The organism is Staphylococcus lloydii, assembly GCF_015775975.1.
In the GTDB taxonomy this organism is placed as follows: Bacteria; Bacillota; Bacilli; order Staphylococcales; family Staphylococcaceae; genus Staphylococcus; species Staphylococcus lloydii.
Genome location: NZ_CP064056.1, coordinates 386371 through 404945, shown reverse-complemented (window position 1 = coordinate 404945; position 18575 = coordinate 386371). Strand labels below are relative to the sequence as shown.

Annotated in this window: 19 protein-coding genes; 7 read left to right on the top strand and 12 right to left on the bottom strand. The window is 34.5% G+C overall.

Features of this window, described 5'->3' with window-relative positions:
- Positions 1–137: 137 nt before the first annotated feature.
- The 3 genes from ISP08_RS01765 to coaA form a co-directional block, all read right to left on the bottom strand.
- The gene (locus ISP08_RS01765; RefSeq protein ID WP_195719139.1) at positions 138–1286 is read right to left on the bottom strand and encodes an FAD-dependent oxidoreductase; all 1149 of its coding nucleotides are present in this window, start codon (positions 1284–1286) and stop codon (positions 138–140) included.
- A 14-nt stretch (positions 1287–1300) separates the two neighbouring features.
- Positions 1301–1882: a PadR family transcriptional regulator gene (locus ISP08_RS01760; RefSeq protein ID WP_195719138.1), complete on the bottom strand. Its 582-nt coding sequence runs from the start codon at positions 1880–1882 to the stop codon at positions 1301–1303.
- 188 nt (positions 1883–2070) lie between these two features.
- Complete coding sequence (gene coaA, locus ISP08_RS01755) at positions 2071–2970, bottom strand: type I pantothenate kinase (protein ID WP_195719137.1); 900 nt, start codon at positions 2968–2970, stop codon at positions 2071–2073.
- 290 nt (positions 2971–3260) lie between these two features.
- Between coaA and larA the strand changes: the two genes are divergently transcribed.
- From larA to ISP08_RS01725, 6 genes are all read left to right on the top strand, one after another.
- On the top strand, positions 3261–4523 hold the full coding sequence (gene larA / locus ISP08_RS01750) for a nickel-dependent lactate racemase (RefSeq protein WP_195719136.1): 1263 nt from the start codon (positions 3261–3263) through the stop codon (positions 4521–4523).
- 18 nt (positions 4524–4541) lie between these two features.
- Positions 4542–5363 (top strand): ATP-dependent sacrificial sulfur transferase LarE, encoded by an 822-nt coding sequence (gene larE / locus ISP08_RS01745; RefSeq protein ID WP_195719135.1) that lies wholly within the window; start codon positions 4542–4544, stop codon positions 5361–5363.
- Between the two features lie 22 nt (positions 5364–5385).
- Positions 5386–6144 (top strand): nickel pincer cofactor biosynthesis protein LarB, encoded by a 759-nt coding sequence (gene larB, locus ISP08_RS01740; RefSeq protein WP_048793768.1) that lies wholly within the window; start codon positions 5386–5388, stop codon positions 6142–6144.
- A gap of 15 nt (positions 6145–6159) precedes the next feature.
- Entirely contained in the window at positions 6160–7326 is a 1167-nt protein-coding gene (gene larC / locus ISP08_RS01735) for a nickel pincer cofactor biosynthesis protein LarC (protein WP_195719134.1), read from the top strand.
- An 87-nt stretch (positions 7327–7413) separates the two neighbouring features.
- The gene (locus ISP08_RS01730) at positions 7414–7614 is read left to right on the top strand and encodes a membrane protein (protein ID WP_048793766.1); all 201 of its coding nucleotides are present in this window, start codon (positions 7414–7416) and stop codon (positions 7612–7614) included.
- Positions 7615–8260: 646 nt separating this feature from the next.
- Positions 8261–9448 (top strand): M20 metallopeptidase family protein, encoded by a 1188-nt coding sequence (locus ISP08_RS01725; protein ID WP_195719133.1) that lies wholly within the window; start codon positions 8261–8263, stop codon positions 9446–9448.
- 168 nt (positions 9449–9616) lie between these two features.
- On the opposite strand, the gene ISP08_RS01720 is transcribed toward ISP08_RS01725, so the two are convergent.
- The 3 genes from ISP08_RS01720 to ISP08_RS01710 all read right to left on the bottom strand — a co-directional run bounded on the left by ISP08_RS01720 (position 9617) and on the right by ISP08_RS01710 (position 11965).
- Positions 9617–10246, bottom strand: a complete 630-nt coding sequence (locus ISP08_RS01720; protein ID WP_195719132.1) for a nitroreductase family protein — start codon at positions 10244–10246, stop codon at positions 9617–9619.
- A 137-nt stretch (positions 10247–10383) separates the two neighbouring features.
- Positions 10384–11172 carry a sulfite exporter TauE/SafE family protein gene (locus ISP08_RS01715; protein ID WP_195719131.1) on the bottom strand — a complete coding sequence of 263 codons (789 nt, stop codon included), beginning with the start codon at positions 11170–11172 and terminating at the stop codon, positions 10384–10386.
- A gap of 166 nt (positions 11173–11338) precedes the next feature.
- A complete protein-coding gene (locus tag ISP08_RS01710) occupies positions 11339–11965 on the bottom strand; it encodes a phosphatase PAP2 family protein (protein ID WP_195719130.1) in 627 nt (208 codons plus the stop codon).
- A gap of 365 nt (positions 11966–12330) precedes the next feature.
- Between ISP08_RS01710 and ISP08_RS01705 the strand changes: the two genes are divergently transcribed.
- Positions 12331–13476: a globin domain-containing protein gene (locus tag ISP08_RS01705; protein ID WP_048793760.1), complete on the top strand. Its 1146-nt coding sequence runs from the start codon at positions 12331–12333 to the stop codon at positions 13474–13476.
- 169 nt (positions 13477–13645) lie between these two features.
- Here the strand turns inward: ISP08_RS01705 and cysC are convergent, their stop codons facing one another.
- Genes cysC through cobA form a run of 6 tightly spaced genes read right to left on the bottom strand, consistent with a single transcriptional unit; the run spans position 13646 to position 18563 of the window.
- Positions 13646–14245 (bottom strand): adenylyl-sulfate kinase, encoded by a 600-nt coding sequence (cysC, locus tag ISP08_RS01700; RefSeq protein ID WP_195719129.1) that lies wholly within the window; start codon positions 14243–14245, stop codon positions 13646–13648.
- A gap of 16 nt (positions 14246–14261) precedes the next feature.
- Complete coding sequence (gene sat, locus ISP08_RS01695) at positions 14262–15446, bottom strand: sulfate adenylyltransferase (RefSeq protein ID WP_195719128.1); 1185 nt, start codon at positions 15444–15446, stop codon at positions 14262–14264.
- A gap of 20 nt (positions 15447–15466) precedes the next feature.
- Positions 15467–16375, bottom strand: coding sequence for a sulfite exporter TauE/SafE family protein (locus tag ISP08_RS01690; RefSeq protein ID WP_195719127.1), 909 nt, complete (start codon positions 16373–16375; stop codon positions 15467–15469).
- Positions 16376–16399: 24 nt separating this feature from the next.
- A complete protein-coding gene (locus ISP08_RS01685; RefSeq protein WP_208456868.1) occupies positions 16400–17017 on the bottom strand; it encodes an NAD(P)-binding protein in 618 nt (205 codons plus the stop codon).
- Positions 17018–17028: 11 nt separating this feature from the next.
- Entirely contained in the window at positions 17029–17772 is a 744-nt protein-coding gene (locus tag ISP08_RS01680; protein ID WP_195719125.1) for a sirohydrochlorin chelatase, read from the bottom strand.
- A gap of 17 nt (positions 17773–17789) precedes the next feature.
- Positions 17790–18563 carry a uroporphyrinogen-III C-methyltransferase gene (gene cobA / locus ISP08_RS01675; protein ID WP_195719124.1) on the bottom strand — a complete coding sequence of 258 codons (774 nt, stop codon included), beginning with the start codon at positions 18561–18563 and terminating at the stop codon, positions 17790–17792.
- Positions 18564–18575: the final 12 nt, after the last annotated feature.

Genomic DNA, 18575 nt, shown 5'->3' with positions numbered 1-18575 from the left:
GTCTATATACATAATTTAATATTAAAAGTGATGATTGTTTTTTACTAATATGTCATACTATTTTACGAATTCATTGTTTTTATTGAATTTATAGCAAAAAAACATTACTACCCTATATGGATAGTAATGGTTAATTTTTATTCTTCACTTTTTACAGAATTAAAGAACTCTCCCAATTGCTGTGCAGCATCAGGTGCAAACATTAATTCTAAATTGTCTTGTGATTCTTGTGCTCTTTCTTGTGCATGACTTAATATTTGTTGCTCATAATAGCTAATTGCTTCATCAAAATCATCATATTTTTTTAAAGCTTCTACAAAAATATACGCATCATATAATGCAGTATTTACACCTTCGCCAGCAAACGGACTCATTAAATGAGCCGCATCGCCTAACAATGTCAATTGTGCATCATGATTCCAATTAAACCCGATAGGTAATTTATATATTCTTCTAAATAAAACATCATCACTCATCGCGTGAATATATGCTTTTAAATCTTCATGCCAACCATCAAAATCACTTAGCAGTTGTGCTTTTAATTCACTAAGGGATAATTGTTTGTAAGTGTTTAATTGTTCTTTAGGCGCTCTGTATGACACATACACTTTTATACGTCCATCTCCATTTAATTGGGCTAATAACGCTTGACTACCACCTAGCGCCATTGCCTTACCATTTTTATTGTAAGCCGCCAACTCTGGATAGTTATTTTTAACGTCATCAATATTTATTTCAACCATCGAAATACCTGTATAGTCCAAATCTACCGTCGATAAATATGGTCTTACTTTTGAAAATGCACCGTCTGCTCCTACTACTAAATCAAAATGTTCCACTTCGCCATTTGTAAATGACACAGCTACTTTATTATTAGATAAACGTTCTAAAGATTCAAAAGCATAACCGTATTTAATATGTTCCTTATCAATTTGTTCAAGTATAATGTCACATAATTCACCACGGTCAATTTCTGGTCTGCCACCTTCACCTTCAGCATCTTCTTCAAAAATCACTGTACCGTCTTTAGCAATAACTTTAGTATCTTCACCTTCATATCTAACTAAAGATTTAAAACGGTCATATATACCCGTTTCGATAATTGGGAGCTGACCACTATCATCATGAATATCTAATGATCCACCTCGCTCATTATTAACTGTTGGGTTAGCTTTTTCAAAAATTGTATAGTCATAGCCTTGTTGTTGTAATAATAAACCAAGCATTAAGCCACCAGGACCACCGCCTATAACAGCAATACTTTTATTCGTCTTATTATTAGTCATTTTATATTCCTTCTTTATTTATATAATTTATCTAAATCTGCTGATGTTTGTTCAACAAACTTTTTAAATTGTTGTTTCTTTTCATCGTCATTCATCGCTTCTTTGCCAGCTAACATGAATTTTTTAAATAACTCCTGTAGCTCACCGCGCATGGCTTTCATTGCTTCAAAGTCCATATTTTTAAATTGTTCCATACGTTGTAACATATCATCATTTTGCATATTATCTGCTAAAAATTGTTCGCCTTCTTCTGTGATTGTATATACTTTTTTCTTACCATCTTGCGAAGTTGAAACAAATTCTCTGTCTTCTAACATTTGTAATATTGGATATACAGATCCTGGACTTGGAGAATAAAATCCTTTGAAACGTTCTTCTAAATCTTTAATAATTTGATAACCGTGTTTCGATTCATCTTGTAACATCTTCAAAATTACAAATTGTAAGTTTCCTTTTTTGAAAAATCGATCTTTACCTCGTGCTCTAAATGCACGTTCCATATCTTCTGGACCATGTCCACCAAATCCAAATCCGTCTCTATTCATCATTCTGCTTCTCATATGGTGAGCCTTTTTCTCAAATTGTTTTCTAAACATAATAATCACCTTTCCTTATTTCGATATATCGAAAGTATAAGCGATATATCGAAATAAGTCAACGATATATCGTAATTTTTTATCGATTTATATATAAATGCCTCTATATCAGCGTTTAAAACCAAAAAATACCTAACAGAAAGTTAATTCTGTTAGGCTATGCGCAATTATTTTATTATTGTTTGTCCTTAAAATTGATTGAAAATCAAATTATCAATCGTATGGTTTTCAGCTTTATGCAATATTAAATCTGCTCTACTTTTTGTTGGATAAATATTATTTATCACATTAGGTTCATTTATATTCGTCCATAATTGTGTCGCTAATTTAATTGCTTCGTCTCGTGATAAATTTTTATACTGATAAAAGTGAGACTCTGGTTTTTGGAAAGCACTTTCTTGTAATTTTAAAAATCTTTGAATATACCATGATTTCATTAAATCTAACGAAACGTCTAAGAATATTTTATAGTCAATATAATCACTTACTAATTGTTCTGCATTTCCATGCACTTGGAAAATATTAACCCCTTCAATAATTAAAATATCTGGTTGGTCAACATAGTGAAAATCATCTTTCAAACGGTCATACGTTAAATGCGAATAAGTATAAGTCGGTACTTGTTCACCATCTTTTATACTTTTCAAATGTTGAATCAATGTGTTGGATTCATAGCTTTCAGGAAATCCTTTTTTAGACATGATATCTTGTGCCAATAGTTCTTTCTTCGGCAAAATATAACCGTCTGTCGTTATTAAATCCACATTCCAATCAGGGTTATGTTTACTTAACAATTCAGCTAATAAACGCGCAACAGTACTTTTACCAGCGGCTACACCACCTGACACACCAATAACAAATGGTATCGTACGTTTGCGATCCACTATTTTTTGTTGAATATAGTTAATATATTCTTTATGGCTACGTGTTTTTTCACTCAACATCTCTATTAAAGGAAAGTACAATGTTTTAATTTCTTGTTTTGTAGCATAGTCATTCAAACTTAATAAGCTTTCAAAATCGATATCTTCCAAATTTATATCTACTGAGCTATCTATATTTTGCCACTGCTTTTTTGAAAATTCCAAGTTACTATCTCCTTTTAAACAACACATTACTGGTTATATTTACCAATAAAATTTTAAGCGCCTTCATTTAATAATCTCACCCAGTATAATGCAACATGTGCTGTGATTCAATACAACTTTTCAAAAAAATTGAACACAATTACTTTTATAAACTTAAATAATGAAATTGTCGCACCTTGAACATCTTCAATGCATTACTATATTTTTAAATTCAGATATTTCGTATTATAATGAAAGTGCTTACAAATTAATTTTAAATAGGATGCCAATTGTTACTGGAGTGATTATTTTTGAGAACAGAAATTTTATACGGTAAATCAAACATCGATATTGAAGTTCCAGATAGTAGTACGCTCATTGAGCCTCAAGACATAGAGCCTCTGAATGATGATATAGCAGCAATAAATTCTGCATTAGAAAGTCCTATAGGTACGCCACCATTAAAAGAAATGGTTAAGTCTGATGATACAGTGTCTATTGTTATTAGTGATATTACGCGCCCTACTCCAAACCATATTTTAGTACCTTGTATTTTAAATGCATTACCTCACGTACCGCGTGAAAATTTTGTCATTATTAATGGTACAGGTACACACAGAGACCAAACAAGAGAAGAATTAATCCAAATGCTAGGTGAAGATATCGTAGACTCAGTTAAAATTGTGCATAATCACTGTCACGATAAAGATTCATTAGTAAACGTCGGTCACAGTGAATATGGTTGCGACGTCTATTTGAATAAAGATTACGTTGACTCAGATTTTAAAATCGTTACCGGCTTTATAGAACCACATTTCTTTGCAGGATTTTCAGGTGGCCCGAAAGGCATTATGCCTGGGATTGCAGGGATTGAAACTATAATGACATTTCATAATGCTCGCATGATCGGTGATATACGCTCAACTTGGGGTAACATGGAAGATAATCCACTACAAAATATGACGCGTGAAATCAATGCCATGTGTAAACCAGACTTTATGCTCAACGTGGCTTTAAACAAAGATAAATTAATCACACAAGTCTTTGCAGGTGAACTATACGAGGCACATGACGTTGGCTGTGCTTATGTCAAAGAACATGCGATGTTTCGTTGTGACGACCGCTTCGACGTCGTTATCGCTTCTAACTCAGGTTACCCACTTGACCAAAATTTATATCAAACGGTAAAAGGCATGAGTGCTGCGCATAAGATTGTTAAAGAAGGTGGCACCATCATTATGGTTTCTGAATGTGCAGATGGTTTACCTGATCACGGCAAATTCGCCGAAATATTTAAACGCGCCGAATCGCCACAAGCCCTATTAGATATGATTCATGACCCTAATTTTGCAGAAATGGATCAATGGCAAGTACAAAAACAAGCAAGCATCCAAGTATTTGCCAATGTTTATGTATATTCCAAACTAACTGATCAACAATTAGAAGAAGCTATGTTAAACCCCACTTCAAATATAGAAGAAACACTTAAAACATTAGAAGCATCGTATGGCAGACCTTTATCTATAGGTGTTATGCCACAGGGGCCATTAACTATACCTTACGTTGAATCTTAAAAAGGAGAATGATGTATTATGTTGACATTAAAAGAAAAAGAACAACAGCTCGAAAAAAATTTACAAGAGATGAAGCAAGTCGTTGTAGCATTTTCAGGTGGTGTTGATAGTACGTTAGTATTAAAAAAGGCGCTTGATGTATTAGGAGAAAACAACGTTATTGGTGTCGTTGTGGAATCCGAATTATTTAGAAGCGAAGAATTCGAGCAAGCTGTAAACTTAGGTCATCAATTAGGAGCGCATATTCTTAAAACAAAAATTTCAGAATTAGAAGATCGTCACATTGTGCAAAACACTCCAAAAAGCTGGTACTACAGTAAACTATTGTTATATAAAAAATTAGAGAGTGTAAAAGAAGCCTATCATTTTAATTATGTGTTAGACGGTATGATTATGGACGACAATAAAGACTTCCGTCCCGGTTTACAAGCACGTGACGAACTTGGCGTTAGAAGCATTTTACAAGAAGTTGAATTATATAAAGACGATGTACGTCAATTAAGTAAGCAGTTAGACTTACCAGTATGGAATAAACCTGCATTGTGTAGTTTGGCCTCTCGCGTACCTTATGGCGAAACTTTAGACGAGACGAAAATTAACAAAATCAACGAAGCTGAAAAATTTATTTTAAGTTTAGATATTAATAACGTTCGTGTACGATATCACAATAATATAGCTCGTATAGAAGTAGCCGAAGCGTATATCGACCAATTAGTACAACACCGCAGAAAAATTATCGCACACTTAAAAGCACTTGGTTTCGACTATGTTACCTTAGACCTTGAAGGTTACCGTACAGGAAGTATGAATGAAGTACTTACAGCTGAAACAACAAATTAATTAGTGAGGGGCAGTGTTTAGAATGTCAGATAGTAAGAACGATATTGAAGAAATATTAACAAAAGTACAACAACATGAACTATCTATCGCAGCTGCTCAGGCTAAATTAAAACATTATGATGACTTGGGTTTTGCTAAGATTGATTTACACCGTCCCCAAAGACAAGGCTTCCCAGAAGTTATTTTTGGTGAAGGTAAAACGCAAGAGCAAATCGTTTCGATTATTAATAGTTTAAATCATAACAACCAGACAATATTAGTCACTCGTATTGACGATGACAAAGCCCAACACATACTGTCTATATATCCTACATTAGAACATCATCCTACTGCACAAATCGTTTGTACGCCTATCGCTAACATTAATAAATCCAACAATGTCGCTTCCATCATTAGCGCTGGCACTTCAGACATTCATATTGCAGAAGAAGCCGCAATAACAGCTGAAGTCATGGGTGTTACCGTCAAACGTTTTTATGATGTTGGCGTCTCAGGCATTCATCGTCTGTTCGAAAATATAGATGAGATTAGAGCGAGTAAAGTTTCAGTAGTCGTTGCAGGCATGGAGGGCGCACTATGTAGCGTCATTTCAGGATTAGTAAATCATCCTGTATATGCTATTCCAACGAGTATAGGCTATGGTGCAAATTTAGCAGGTGTCAGCACACTTTTATCAATGATTAATTCATGTGCTCCCGGAACAAGCGTATTAAATATTGATAATGGCTTCGGCGGTGGTTATAATGCCGCTCAAGTCATCAATATGCTCGAAACAAACTAGACTGGAGAGATTTAGATGTCACAAGCCATTTATTTAGATTGCCATGCAGGTATCGCTGGCGACATGATTTTAGCAGGATTAATCGATTTAGGGGCAAATCCAAATTACATCACAGAAGCATTATCACAATTACCCTTAGATACTTTCGATTTGTCATTTAACCATGTAAATAAAAAAGGTATCCATGCACAGCATTTAACAATAAATATAGAAGAAAGTCATCACCATCGTACTGCTCAACACATTTTTAGTATGATTGAAAACAGTACACTACCACAACGTGTTAAATCTCGTAGCACTGCTATTTTTAATGTTATTGCCGAAGCTGAGGCTAAAATACACGGCATGAACATTGCAGACGTACACTTCCATGAAGTAGGTGCAATGGATTCAATTATTGATATTATAGGTAGCTGTTTAGCACTTGAAGATTTAAATATTGAGCATATTTATTGTTCCGCCATTCCAACTGGGCATTGCAAAGTTAATATTGCACACGGACTTTACCCCGTCCCCGCTCCTGCAACCGCCGAAATTTTAAAAGGCATACCACTTGCTTCATTAGACGTTGCTAGTGAAATGACTACGCCAACAGGAGCAGGTTTTGCTAAAAGCCTAGCTACTCAATTTGGTCCACTACCAGCTTGCACGATGACTGAAATTGGTTATGGGGCTGGCACAAAAGATTTTGATTTTCCTAACGTATTACGTATTATTCAGTTTGAAGAAAATCAAAATACACAAGATTACGTGCAAGTGTTAGAAACACAATTAGATGACATGCCTGCCGAAATGCTTGGACATTTTATTGAAGACGCGCTTTCTCAAGGTGCTTTAGACGTTTACTACACGCCGATTACAATGAAGAAAAGCAGACCTGCAGTACAACTTTCTGTAATTTGTCCCCTATCAAAGGCAAGTTTTTTTGAAAATTATATACTACGACACACAAGTTCCTTAGGCGTTAGAAGTTATAGCGTACGTAGAACCATTTTAGACCGTGATTTTACAACGATTGATACAGATTATGGTAAAGTAACGATTAAATTAGGCATACTAGCGGACAAAGTGATAAAAGCAAAGCCTGAATTTAGTGATCTACAAGCCATTGCAGATCGTACACAGTTGCCATTACAACAAATTTATCAACACGTAATGAGCCAAATAGAACATTTGAAGTAATATGGATTAACCCACCCCTTTAAAAATAATTCAACTATGTTAAACTATCTAACAATTATCATAATCACTTCAAAGGGGGTTATCGTCATGAGCGCATTAGTTCTAATTATCGTCGGACTAATACTAGGTATTTATTTCTATCGTAGAAAAGCGCCAATGACAGTAAAAGATTGGTTTTTAGGTCTACTTATCATATTAGTATGTATGCTTATTGTAGATGGCTTATTGCATCTAGGCGCTATTATAGAAGGCGGAAAAGAAGGCATGCACACAGGTTCCAAATCATAATATAATTGTAAATTATTAAAGGCGTCACCATTTTAAAATGGTGGCGCCTTCTTTTTATGATTTTATTTTCTTTAAAACGAAAGAACTTAATGCACTTAGCACGGTGATTACACATAATATGCTGAGAACTATGAACTGATTGCCAACAATATTTATGCCAAATTCAAAACTGCCATTGGCGCTAAAATTAGAATATGCATTGACAACAAAAACGATTAATATACCTAAACTAGCTAATACGCCTATACAATCAATAAGAAATTTAGTGTTAGGAAATTTTATACCTTTCGTTATCATATGCTCACCTTCCTTAATCACATTATAACAAAAATAGTCTTTAATTAAATACTATTGTAAAAAATATAAAACGATTTGCTTATAACCTATGCTTTTAATTAAAAAGCTCTTCAAAAATTAGCACATAATATTTACCTGTTTATTTAATAAAGCCTATATACTTTTACATTCAAAGTGATTTAATCTTTAAAATGCAATCACTTTATTTTCAATTTTTTTACTATTTAATTTGAATTGTATATTTAATTAATCTAAAATTCTTTAAATGAGGTTAATTTTATAACATGAACAAAGCGATTCATCTATATTAGAGGGCTTCAATTTATATTTAAGAAAGAAGTGTATGTTTATGAGTATAAGAGATCAGTTGTTTCAAATTTTAGAAGCTAAAGAGCAAGAGATGATTGAACATCGTCGTCATCTACATCGTCATCCTGAATTATCCTTTCAAGAGGAAAATACTGCCAAGTATATTAAATCATTCTATGAAGACAAAGACGTAAAACTAACACAGCCTGTGCAAGATGCGCATGCAATCATAGTAGAAATCGACAGTGGTAAACCTGGTAAAACGATTGGGTTGCGCGCAGATTTTGATGCCTTACCTATTAATGAAGAAACAGAGGTGCCTTTCAAATCTGAAAATGAAGGCGTTATGCATGCATGTGGTCATGATGCACATACAGCCTACCTACTTGGTGTAGCAGACGCTTTAATCGAAGTTAAAGATCAACTAACTGGTAAGATTAAAATTATTCATCAACACGCTGAAGAACAGCCTCCTGGTGGTGCACAGCAAATCATAAATTCAGGTGCATTAGATGATTTAGACGAAGTATATGGTATTCATATCGTCCCTGCTGTAACACCCGACACGATTCTCTACAATAAGAACAATGCATTCTCTGGAAGTTCAACGTTCACACTTAAAATTAACGGTTTAGGTGGACATGCTTCTAGTCCTCATAAAACGCACGATGCTATCGTTGCCGGTACAAATTTTGTAAATTCAATTCAGACCATAGTCTCTCGTAGAATCGATCCACTAAAAATGGGTGTCGTAACTATCGGCGCATTTGAAGCACCTGGCGCAAGCAATGTCATTCAAGATTCAGTAACAATTAAAGGTACTGCGCGCTACTTAGATGCTGAATTGGAACAATTCATGTATCAAGAAATTGATAAAATAGCTCAAAGCGTAGCGCTTGGTTTCGATGTTACTTATGATTTAGATTATACATTTGGTTACCCTGTGCTATACAACCATCCTACTGAAACAGATAATGTAGCTCGTGTCTTATCGGAAAGTAAGGGAGATTATTTCCAACATTTAATGGAAATCCCACCTGTTACCGGTTCTGAAGACTTTGCATACTATCTCCAAAAGATACCTGGTACTTTTTATATTGTCGGTAGTAAACCTTATGACGTTGAAGACCCTTATATGAATCATCACCCTAAATTTGACGTTAATGAAGACTGTCTACTTGTCGCTGCAAAATCTCTTACGGACATCGCTTTAGATAGATTACAATAAAAATAATGGAACGGGACTAAAAATCTCATTTAAATAAAATGATTTAGCAGTCCCACTCTGACAAAAATGATTAGCGTCGGAAAAGCTAAGTCCAAACATTTTCAACTCAGTTATCAAATAAGAGCCTAGGACACGACAATATGTCCTAGGCTCTTATTAATTAATCATTTATACGTATTGCATAACTTTATCTACTGGCATTCTATAAGAATTACGTGCTTCTCTTGCTGCCTTACCAATAGCAATGATAACTACTGGTACATAACGTTCAGGGTCTATGCCTAATGCTTCAGCGATTTGATCTTCTTCAAAGCCGCCAATTGGGTTTGTATCATAGCCATGTTCTTTCGCAACTAACATAAATTGCATAGCTGCTAAACTGCTATCAATTTTTACGATATCATTAATTTTTTGCTCTGAATATGTTTGATATACGCCATTAATTTTAGATAATAATTGTTCTTTTACATCAGCAGGCATTAAGCCATTTTCTACTGCTTGTGAATAAATAAATTCACCATTTTCATGGCTATCTTTATCTCCAAAAATAACTACCATCGCAGATGATGTATCATTTTGATTAGTATTAAATTGAACTAATGGACGTAGTGTATCTTTACCTTCGTCACTTTCAACTACGACAAATCTCCATGGTTGTAAGTTAACAGAAGATGGTGCCATTGTTGCTTTACGAATCATTTCTTCCATTTCTTCATGAGGGATTTTATAATTTTCATCAAACAATTTAATTGATTTTCTGCCATTTAATACTTCACTAAAACTATTATTTACAGTCACTTTACTTCCTTCTTTCTAATAATAAATTACACTTAATTTAATTCCACATAGAGTATAATAATTATATCGGTATAATTTTGCAATGATTTAAACTCATTTTAAATATTTTTCTTCAACCTAGCTATACACTTGTGTTTCTATAGTTCACTAAAACCTTTATAAATTAAATAGACGCTCAATAAAATCAATACTATTTTAAGTAAGTTAGATAGCTTGGCCGAATCGATTTTACGGTTAATTGTAACACCAATTTTAGTACCGACATAACTGGCGATAATTAATACGAGTCCATAATGCCAAATAACATGGCCTTGTACGATATGACCTAATGTACTTGCTAAACTTGAAGTAAAGATAATAATCATGCTGGTAGCCACTGCCACGTGTGGTGAGAAATTAAATGCAATAATCATTAAAGGAGTCATTAAGACGCCGCCACCTATACCGAAGAGCCCTGCACTAATACCAACAAAGAATGAAAAGATTATTGCCACTGGCGTGTTGACCTTTTTTTCAGTATCTGAAGATTTTTTGGATGCTAAATAATCCTTAACTATTAATACAATTGAAATGATAAATAGAAAAATTCCAAAAATAATATTAAAGTATACGTCATTTAAGAACCGACTTAAATAAGCACCTACCAATGAGCCAGGAATTATTCCAATTGAAAATAAAAAACCTTGCTTAAGATCAATCGCATTTTTGCCTTTCTTACGATAAGCAATAATCGAAAACAAACCTGTAAAGACCAAAGTTAGCGATGAAATGCCGACCGCTGTTTGTGTTGTAATACCTGTAAGTAAATCTGTTTTGGAACCTAAAAAAACTAATGTAGGAACGATAATAATACCGCCACCTATACCGATTAAAGAACCTATTATAGCTGATATCATCCCTATGAGGATTAACACTACAATTGCCATAGTTACACACCTTTCATAAACATGAACATATTTTTACATATAATCATTCTAACATGTTTACAAAGGACTTTAGTCAGTAGATTTATCATATATGAGATATAACAAGAACGGGACTGAAACCTTAAAGATTTCAATCCCGTTCGATTAATCTTATTTATTTGTTTATTTAATATAAAGCATATCTTTCATTATAAGTGTCTGTCTCAGATTCGGTATTTCTGTTATCCGATAGCGCATTTAAATGTTGATGGTTTAACGTTAACAACATAATGCCCATGACAAGTAAACTACCGAGCGTGTCTGAGAAATAGTGCGCATGTACAAAAATTCTTGATACGATAATACCTGCAATAAGTATTACACCGATCACTTTAGCCCAGCTACTGCGTGTAACTAAAATGACTAAACTAACTACTAAACAAACACTTAAAACATGCATACTAGGAAAACTATAACCATCAAAATGTGTAGATGGTCTAGGACGCTCAATTGCATATTTCATAATAGTACCAATTAAGAATACGCAAAAACTCCAAAATCCTAGTAACCAAAATTTAGCTCTATTAAAGAAGAATAATATAGCTAAAATGATAAGGACCATAATTAAACAATTAGATGGTTCAAATATAGACGATAACATGCTTAATATGAGATTTAAAAAGTCATTATCTAAATATTTATGTAACGTTTGATATACTGCTTGATCAATGCCTTTTATACTGCCAGTAATTATTGCAATTAATAAGGCAATCAACAATACATAGAGGATACTCATCCCAAAAATTTTTTTCATTATATGGAGCTCCTTTATTGCTATTTAATTTTTAGTAAACTCATCTAAATGGTTTGTATGACCATGAAAGTCTACTGAAAAACATACTTGTTTGTAAATTTTGAGTATTATAATTAGTTAACCAAATTTACATAATTTTAACAATCATACTTTAGTTCCACTTTGCTCAATTAAATGACTACTGTATTAACGATTAAGTTATCGATTTTATTAATTAAATATTTTCGATTAATTTAATGAAATTTTTATTAAGTTTTTAATTTTGTCAAATTATTTTGAAACTTTTGTGACATTAAATTAATATAGTTGTATATAAAATAATTTAGGTTGATAATGAGGTTGTAATGACTGAGGAGGTATTCAAAATGTTAACAGAAAAAGAAATACAAACTATCCGCGAAACGGTGCCACTACTAAAAGAACACGGTCAAACAATCACTTCAAAATTCTATGACAGATTGTTTATTGAACATCCTGAATTAAAAAATGTGTTTAACCAAACAAACCAGAAAAAAGGTTTACAATCATCAGCTTTAGCTATGGCAGTATTAGCAGCTGCAGAACATATCGATGATTTATCACCTATCGTACCTGTAATTATGCCAGTAGTTTACAAACACTGTGCTTTACAAGTACTTCCAGAACACTATCCTATCGTTGGTGAAAATTTATTATGGGCTATTAAAGAAGTGACTGGATTAACTGACGACAGTGAAGTTATTCAAACTTGGGGCAAAGCTTATCAAGAGATTGCAGATGCCTTCATAGGATTAGAACAACAAGTTTACGAACAAATGGCTTGGTCAGGTTTCAAACCATTTGAAATTACTAATATTAGCCAAGAGACGAGCATTATTAAATCATTCACAGTGAAATCTGACGACATCGATTTAAGTCAATTTACACCAGGTCAATATATAACAGTAGATATTGATAGTCCTAAATTGCCTTATAATGCGAAAAGACACTATTCAATCGTCGACGGCGGTAAAGATTATTTAACATTTGGTGTGCGTAGAGACGTATCCGAAGGTCATGAAGGTGAAGTATCAACAATTCTTCACGACGACATCGAAGTAGGAGATACGATTTCACTTTCTGCACCTGTAGGTGGCTTCGGCGTTGTAAACAGTGAAAACAAACAATTATTCCTAGGTTCTGGTGTAGGCGTAACGCCATTAGTGTCTATGTTTAGACAAGCAGTTTCTGAGCACACACCTTCAACTTTCGTTCAAGTAACTTCTGATAGTGACAACGTTGCATTTGAAGAAATGTTAAAAACAATTGAACAACAAGATGATAACAGCAATTTAGCATTACACTATCGTGATACAGAGGGTTACATTAAAGCAGAAGATTTACAACAGCTTATCGATGAAGATACAGAAATTTATGTATGTGGCGGACAATCATTTATTAACTCTATGATAGTGAACTTACAAACTTTAAATGTTCCTCAAGGTAAAATTCACTTCGAAACATTCGTACCAAGATTAAGTTTTGCAGTTTAATTCAGCAAAATTATCTTTATAAAATCTCATCACAGAACGACTAATGAACAATTTAAATAATTTTATGAAAATATTTAAAAAGCTAACAATATATTCCGTTAACAACTTCTATAAAATGAAAAAAGGCTGAGATATTAATCAAAATATCTCAGTCTATTTTTATATACTGCTATAAATATTTATGTTCTTTCAGATAATTTATAATTTCTTGTACCGCTTCCTCAACCGATAATTGTTCTGTATCAATAACAATTTCTGGATTAGAAGGTGCTTCATACGGTGCATTGATACCTGTGAAGCCTTGTATTTCACCTGCACGCGCTTTTTGATATAAGCCTTTAGGGTCACGTGATTCACAAGCCTCTAAACTACATTTCGTATAAACTTCAATAAACTCACCATCGTCTAACGTTTCACGTACTTGCGCTCTATCTTCTTCGTAAGGTGAAATAAAAGCAGTCATCGTTAACAATCCTGCATCCACCATTAATTTTCCTACTTCGCCAATACGTCGAATATTTTCTTTACGGTCCTCAGGACTAAAACCAAGATTATTATTCAAGCCATGTCGAATATTGTCACCATCTAAACGGTAAGTATGCACTTGTTGATCATAAAGTGCTTTTTCTAACGCTACTGAAACCGTCGATTTACCTGAACCCGATAAACCCGTAAACCACACTACAGCACTTTTGTGATTGTTACCTTGTTGTCGTTGTTGTTTCGTTACTTCCGAATCATGCCATGTTATATTTGTCGCTTCGCTCATTCGTTTCACTCCTAAATTATGCCTTTGTTTCTTGTAACCCTTTAATCAATACATCCGCAACCTCTGGTCTTGAGAATTCTTTTGGTAGTTGTTCACCGTTACGAAGTTTCTCACGTACTTTCGTACCACTTAAGTGGACATGATAAGACTGATCGTGTGGACACGTTTTAGCAGTTGCCATGTTGTCACATTTCGTGCAGTAAAAAGCATGTTCAAATTTGAATATTTGAATACCTAATTCGTCTTCATATTGTGCAATAAGTTCTTGCGCATCATATGTACCATAATAATCGCCTACGCCTGCGTGGTCTCGGCCGACAATGAAATGTGTACAGCCATAGTTTTTACGTACAGTCGCATGTAAAATAGCTTCTCTTGGGCCCGCATAGCGCATCGCAGCAGGATAGATGACTAATCTATTTCGTTCTTCAGGATAGTAATGTTTCAAAATCACTTGGTAACTTTCCATACGCACATCTGCAGGAATATCATCAGATTTTGTCTCACCAACTAAAGGATTTAATAACAACCCATCTACGGATTCTAAAGCTGCTTTTTGAATATATTCATGTGCACGATGGACTGGGTTTCTAGTTTGGAAGCCCACCACTGTTTTCCAACCTAAATCCGCAAATAATTGTCTTGTTTCAGATGGATCTAAATGAAAGTCAACAAACTCATCATGTTTTGGACGGTCTACGAGTTCGATAGGCCCTGCTAAATAAACATTACCTTTTTCAAACACCTTTTGGACGCCAGGGTGTTCAACTTCAGTAGTTCCATATACTTTTTGAGCTTCATTTGCTTTATCATAAGTGTATTTTTCTTCAAGTGTTAATACACCATACAAATGATTATCTTCACCATAGAGTGCAATTTGTTGGCCTATTTCAAAAGTGTCGGCTTGTGCTTCGGTAACTGGTAAAGTAATAGGTATACTCCAAACTAAACCGTTAGAAAGGTGTAGGTTTTCAACGACATTAGTATAGTCATCTTCACCCATAAATCCTGTTAATGGGCTGAAACCACCGATAGCGATTAACTCTAGGTCTGATAAACTCCAAGGATTCAAAGTTAAAGACGGAAATGTTTGTGCTTCTGAGATAAGTTGTTCTTTACGTGTTCCTTCAACTTGTCTATTAACAAGTTCACCACCATGTGGCTTAATCGTATTTTCAAGTAATTCTTTAGATAATGTCATTTTGTCTACTCCTTTTTTAGTTAATTAGTTTGATCAATTTTGTTACTTTGCTTTTTTGGGGACAGGAATGGTAGTTGCTTATTTTGGTATAACGTAAATATTGCTAAAGCAAACCATAAGACGATAACTATAATCTTTACGACGTTACCCACTACAGCATCGTCTACAAAGCTGCTTAACAACGTGTTAATATTTGTGAAAATAATAATGCCTCCAACGCAAACTGCTAATAAATAAACCGGTAATATTTTCACAATCCATGCTGCAAATGGGGCTGCTATGGCACCACCGACAGCTAATGCAATGACTAAACCAATATCAATTAGATGCCATCCTAAGAAAATAATGAAGCCAATTGATGCCGATAAAGTAATAAAAAATTCGCTCGCTGATACTGTGCCGATGACGTAACGCGGTTCAATTTTGTTACGTGATAAAAATAACGGGGTATTGACTGGTCCCCAACCGCCACCGCCTATAGTATCTAGAAATCCTGCGATAATCCCTTGAGGTATAATTTGCCATTTAGAAAATGTACCGCCTTTTAGTTTTCTTTCATGTTGTTTTCTAAAGACGAATTGATAAATGATAAACAAACCCATCGTTAATAGAAACATAGAAATAAAAGGCTTAATTAGACCACTATCTAACTTGCTCAACACTGCCGCTCCAATAAATGCTGCAATCGAGCCTGGAAGTGCTAATTTCAACACCATCTTTTTATCTACATTTTTAAACTTATAATGTGAGACGCCTGAAGCTGCAGTAGTTGCAATTTCAGAAAAATGGATAGTCGCAGAAACAATAGCTGGCGTAATACCTGCCGTTAATAATATAGAAGATGACGTTGCACCGAAGCCCATGCCTAATGATCCATCAATCATTTGTGCAAAGAATCCAGCGAGTGCAAATATTAATAATTTTTTCATTTAGCACTGCCTTCCTTTCGTCTATCATATTTGTGACTTAAGCCAACTCAATGCTTTTTGTTGCTGCGCCGGATTTTTATATTCGTCAGCCAATACTTCACTTAACAATTGATTCTTTTTCTTTTCACTAACATTAAGTTGTTTTACCGTTTGTCGATATTCATATAAAAAATCTACGTAAGCTCCATAATCTTCTGTATATTGCGCTTTTAGCTGTTTAACAATATCAGCAGTAAGCTTTGGACTGGCGCCACTTGTCGATATACCGATAGATAATTTGCCGCGTTGAATGATTGCAGGAAACATTGCATTACCTGAATTAGCTTCACTCGACATATTAACTAGCGCATGTGCTGGCGCTTGTTCTTTAATCTCATTGTTCACTGTTATGTTATCCGTAGCTATAACGATGAAATCCGCATTATTTATATCGGTTAACTCGTATTTTTTCGCATGCCAAGTTACGAAACCTTGCTTATTATAATATGCCAACGTTTCTGTTAAATGAGGGCTGACAATGTCGAGATGTGATATATATTGCAGTAACGTTTTAACTCTACGTTCTGCAATTTTACCGCCACCAATAACTACGACATGTTTTGCTGAAAAATCTATTAATAACGGCATGAATGACATTATCATTACCCCTTTCTTTATTGTTGTGGTGATGTTGTTAATGTTTCATAAACTCGATCTTTTAATGCTTCTTTCATTGCTTCGTGATGTCCTAAATGATCACACAATATAATATCACCATGTTCTTTTGAGTCATCTACTGTTTGTCTAATGTGTTTCTCCAATACACCTGTAAACCATATGTAGGGCACAATGAAAATTTGAGAATATTCTGAATCTAATGCAGATGATAGTGCCTCTTCAAAAGATGGTTTGCATGCTGCAAGATAACATACATCGATATCTTTAAAACCAGTTATATTACCTAGTTCATTTGCAATAGCCTCGATATCAATCTTTGTTTGTGGATTATAACTTCCTCGCCCGACAACTAAAATTTTAGCGTCATCATGTGGTACGACGTTTGTTTCATCTATACGTTCTTTTAGTATGTGTGTAAGTCTAGATTGCACACCTAATGGTTGCCCATAAGTAAACGTAAGATCTGGATAGTGCTGTTTGGCTTCATCTAGTTCGGCTGGAATATCTTTAAAATAATGACCCGCACTAAGTAACAAGACAGGTATAACTGAAATTTCAGTCGCTCCTTTATTTACTAACGTTTCTATACCTTGAGCCACAGTAGGCTCGGCTAATTCTAAAAAGCAAATCTCTTGTAACGGGATGTCAACCTTGTGTTCTACAGCTTCAATAAATTGAATTGCCTCAGCAGTTGCTTCAGCAATTCGACTTCCATGACTGACATATAATATGCCACGCATAACGCCACCTCCAATAATTAGTAACTTATTGCTTCTAACAAATTATCTTGAAGTTGCGTTGATTCAAACCAACTAATTTTGTCTCTTAATTTAACAACCTCTCCAACGATAATCATTGCTGGATTTTTAATGCCTTCTGCACGTTCAACTATATCTGTTAAAGTACCGGTAACTGTTTGTTGATTGTCTGTAGTGCCATAATGAACAAGCGCTACTGGCGTGTCTTCTTTTTTACCGTGCTTTAATAGCATCGTACAAATGTCCGGTAATTTTTTAACGCCCATATAAATACATAACGTATCAGGACCATGCACTAAACTTTTCCAATAGTCATCAGCATCTACATCATCTTTAATTACACCTGTAACAAAAGCTACGGATGAACTATAATCACGATGCGTGACTGGAATCCCAGCATAAGCTGGAGCAGCAACGCCTGACGTAATGCCAGGAACAATTTCAAATTGTATATTCGCTGCTGCTAGTTGTTCAGCTTCTTCCCCACCTCTTCCAAAGATAAATGGGTCTCCGCCTTTAAGCCTCGTAACAGTGTTACCGTTTTGAGCTAAGTCAACGAGTAAATCATTTATTTCTTCTTGTGGCAATGAATGATGGTTTGGATGTTTACCGCAATACACTAATTTTGCTTCAGATGATGCGTAATCTAATAGTGTTTGATTAACGAGACGATCATATAATATTACATCCGCTTGTTCTATTGCTTTTACGCCTTTGACCGTTATTAAATCTGGGTCACCAGGCCCGGCTCCAACTAAAAATACTTTTCCCATTATGCCACCTCA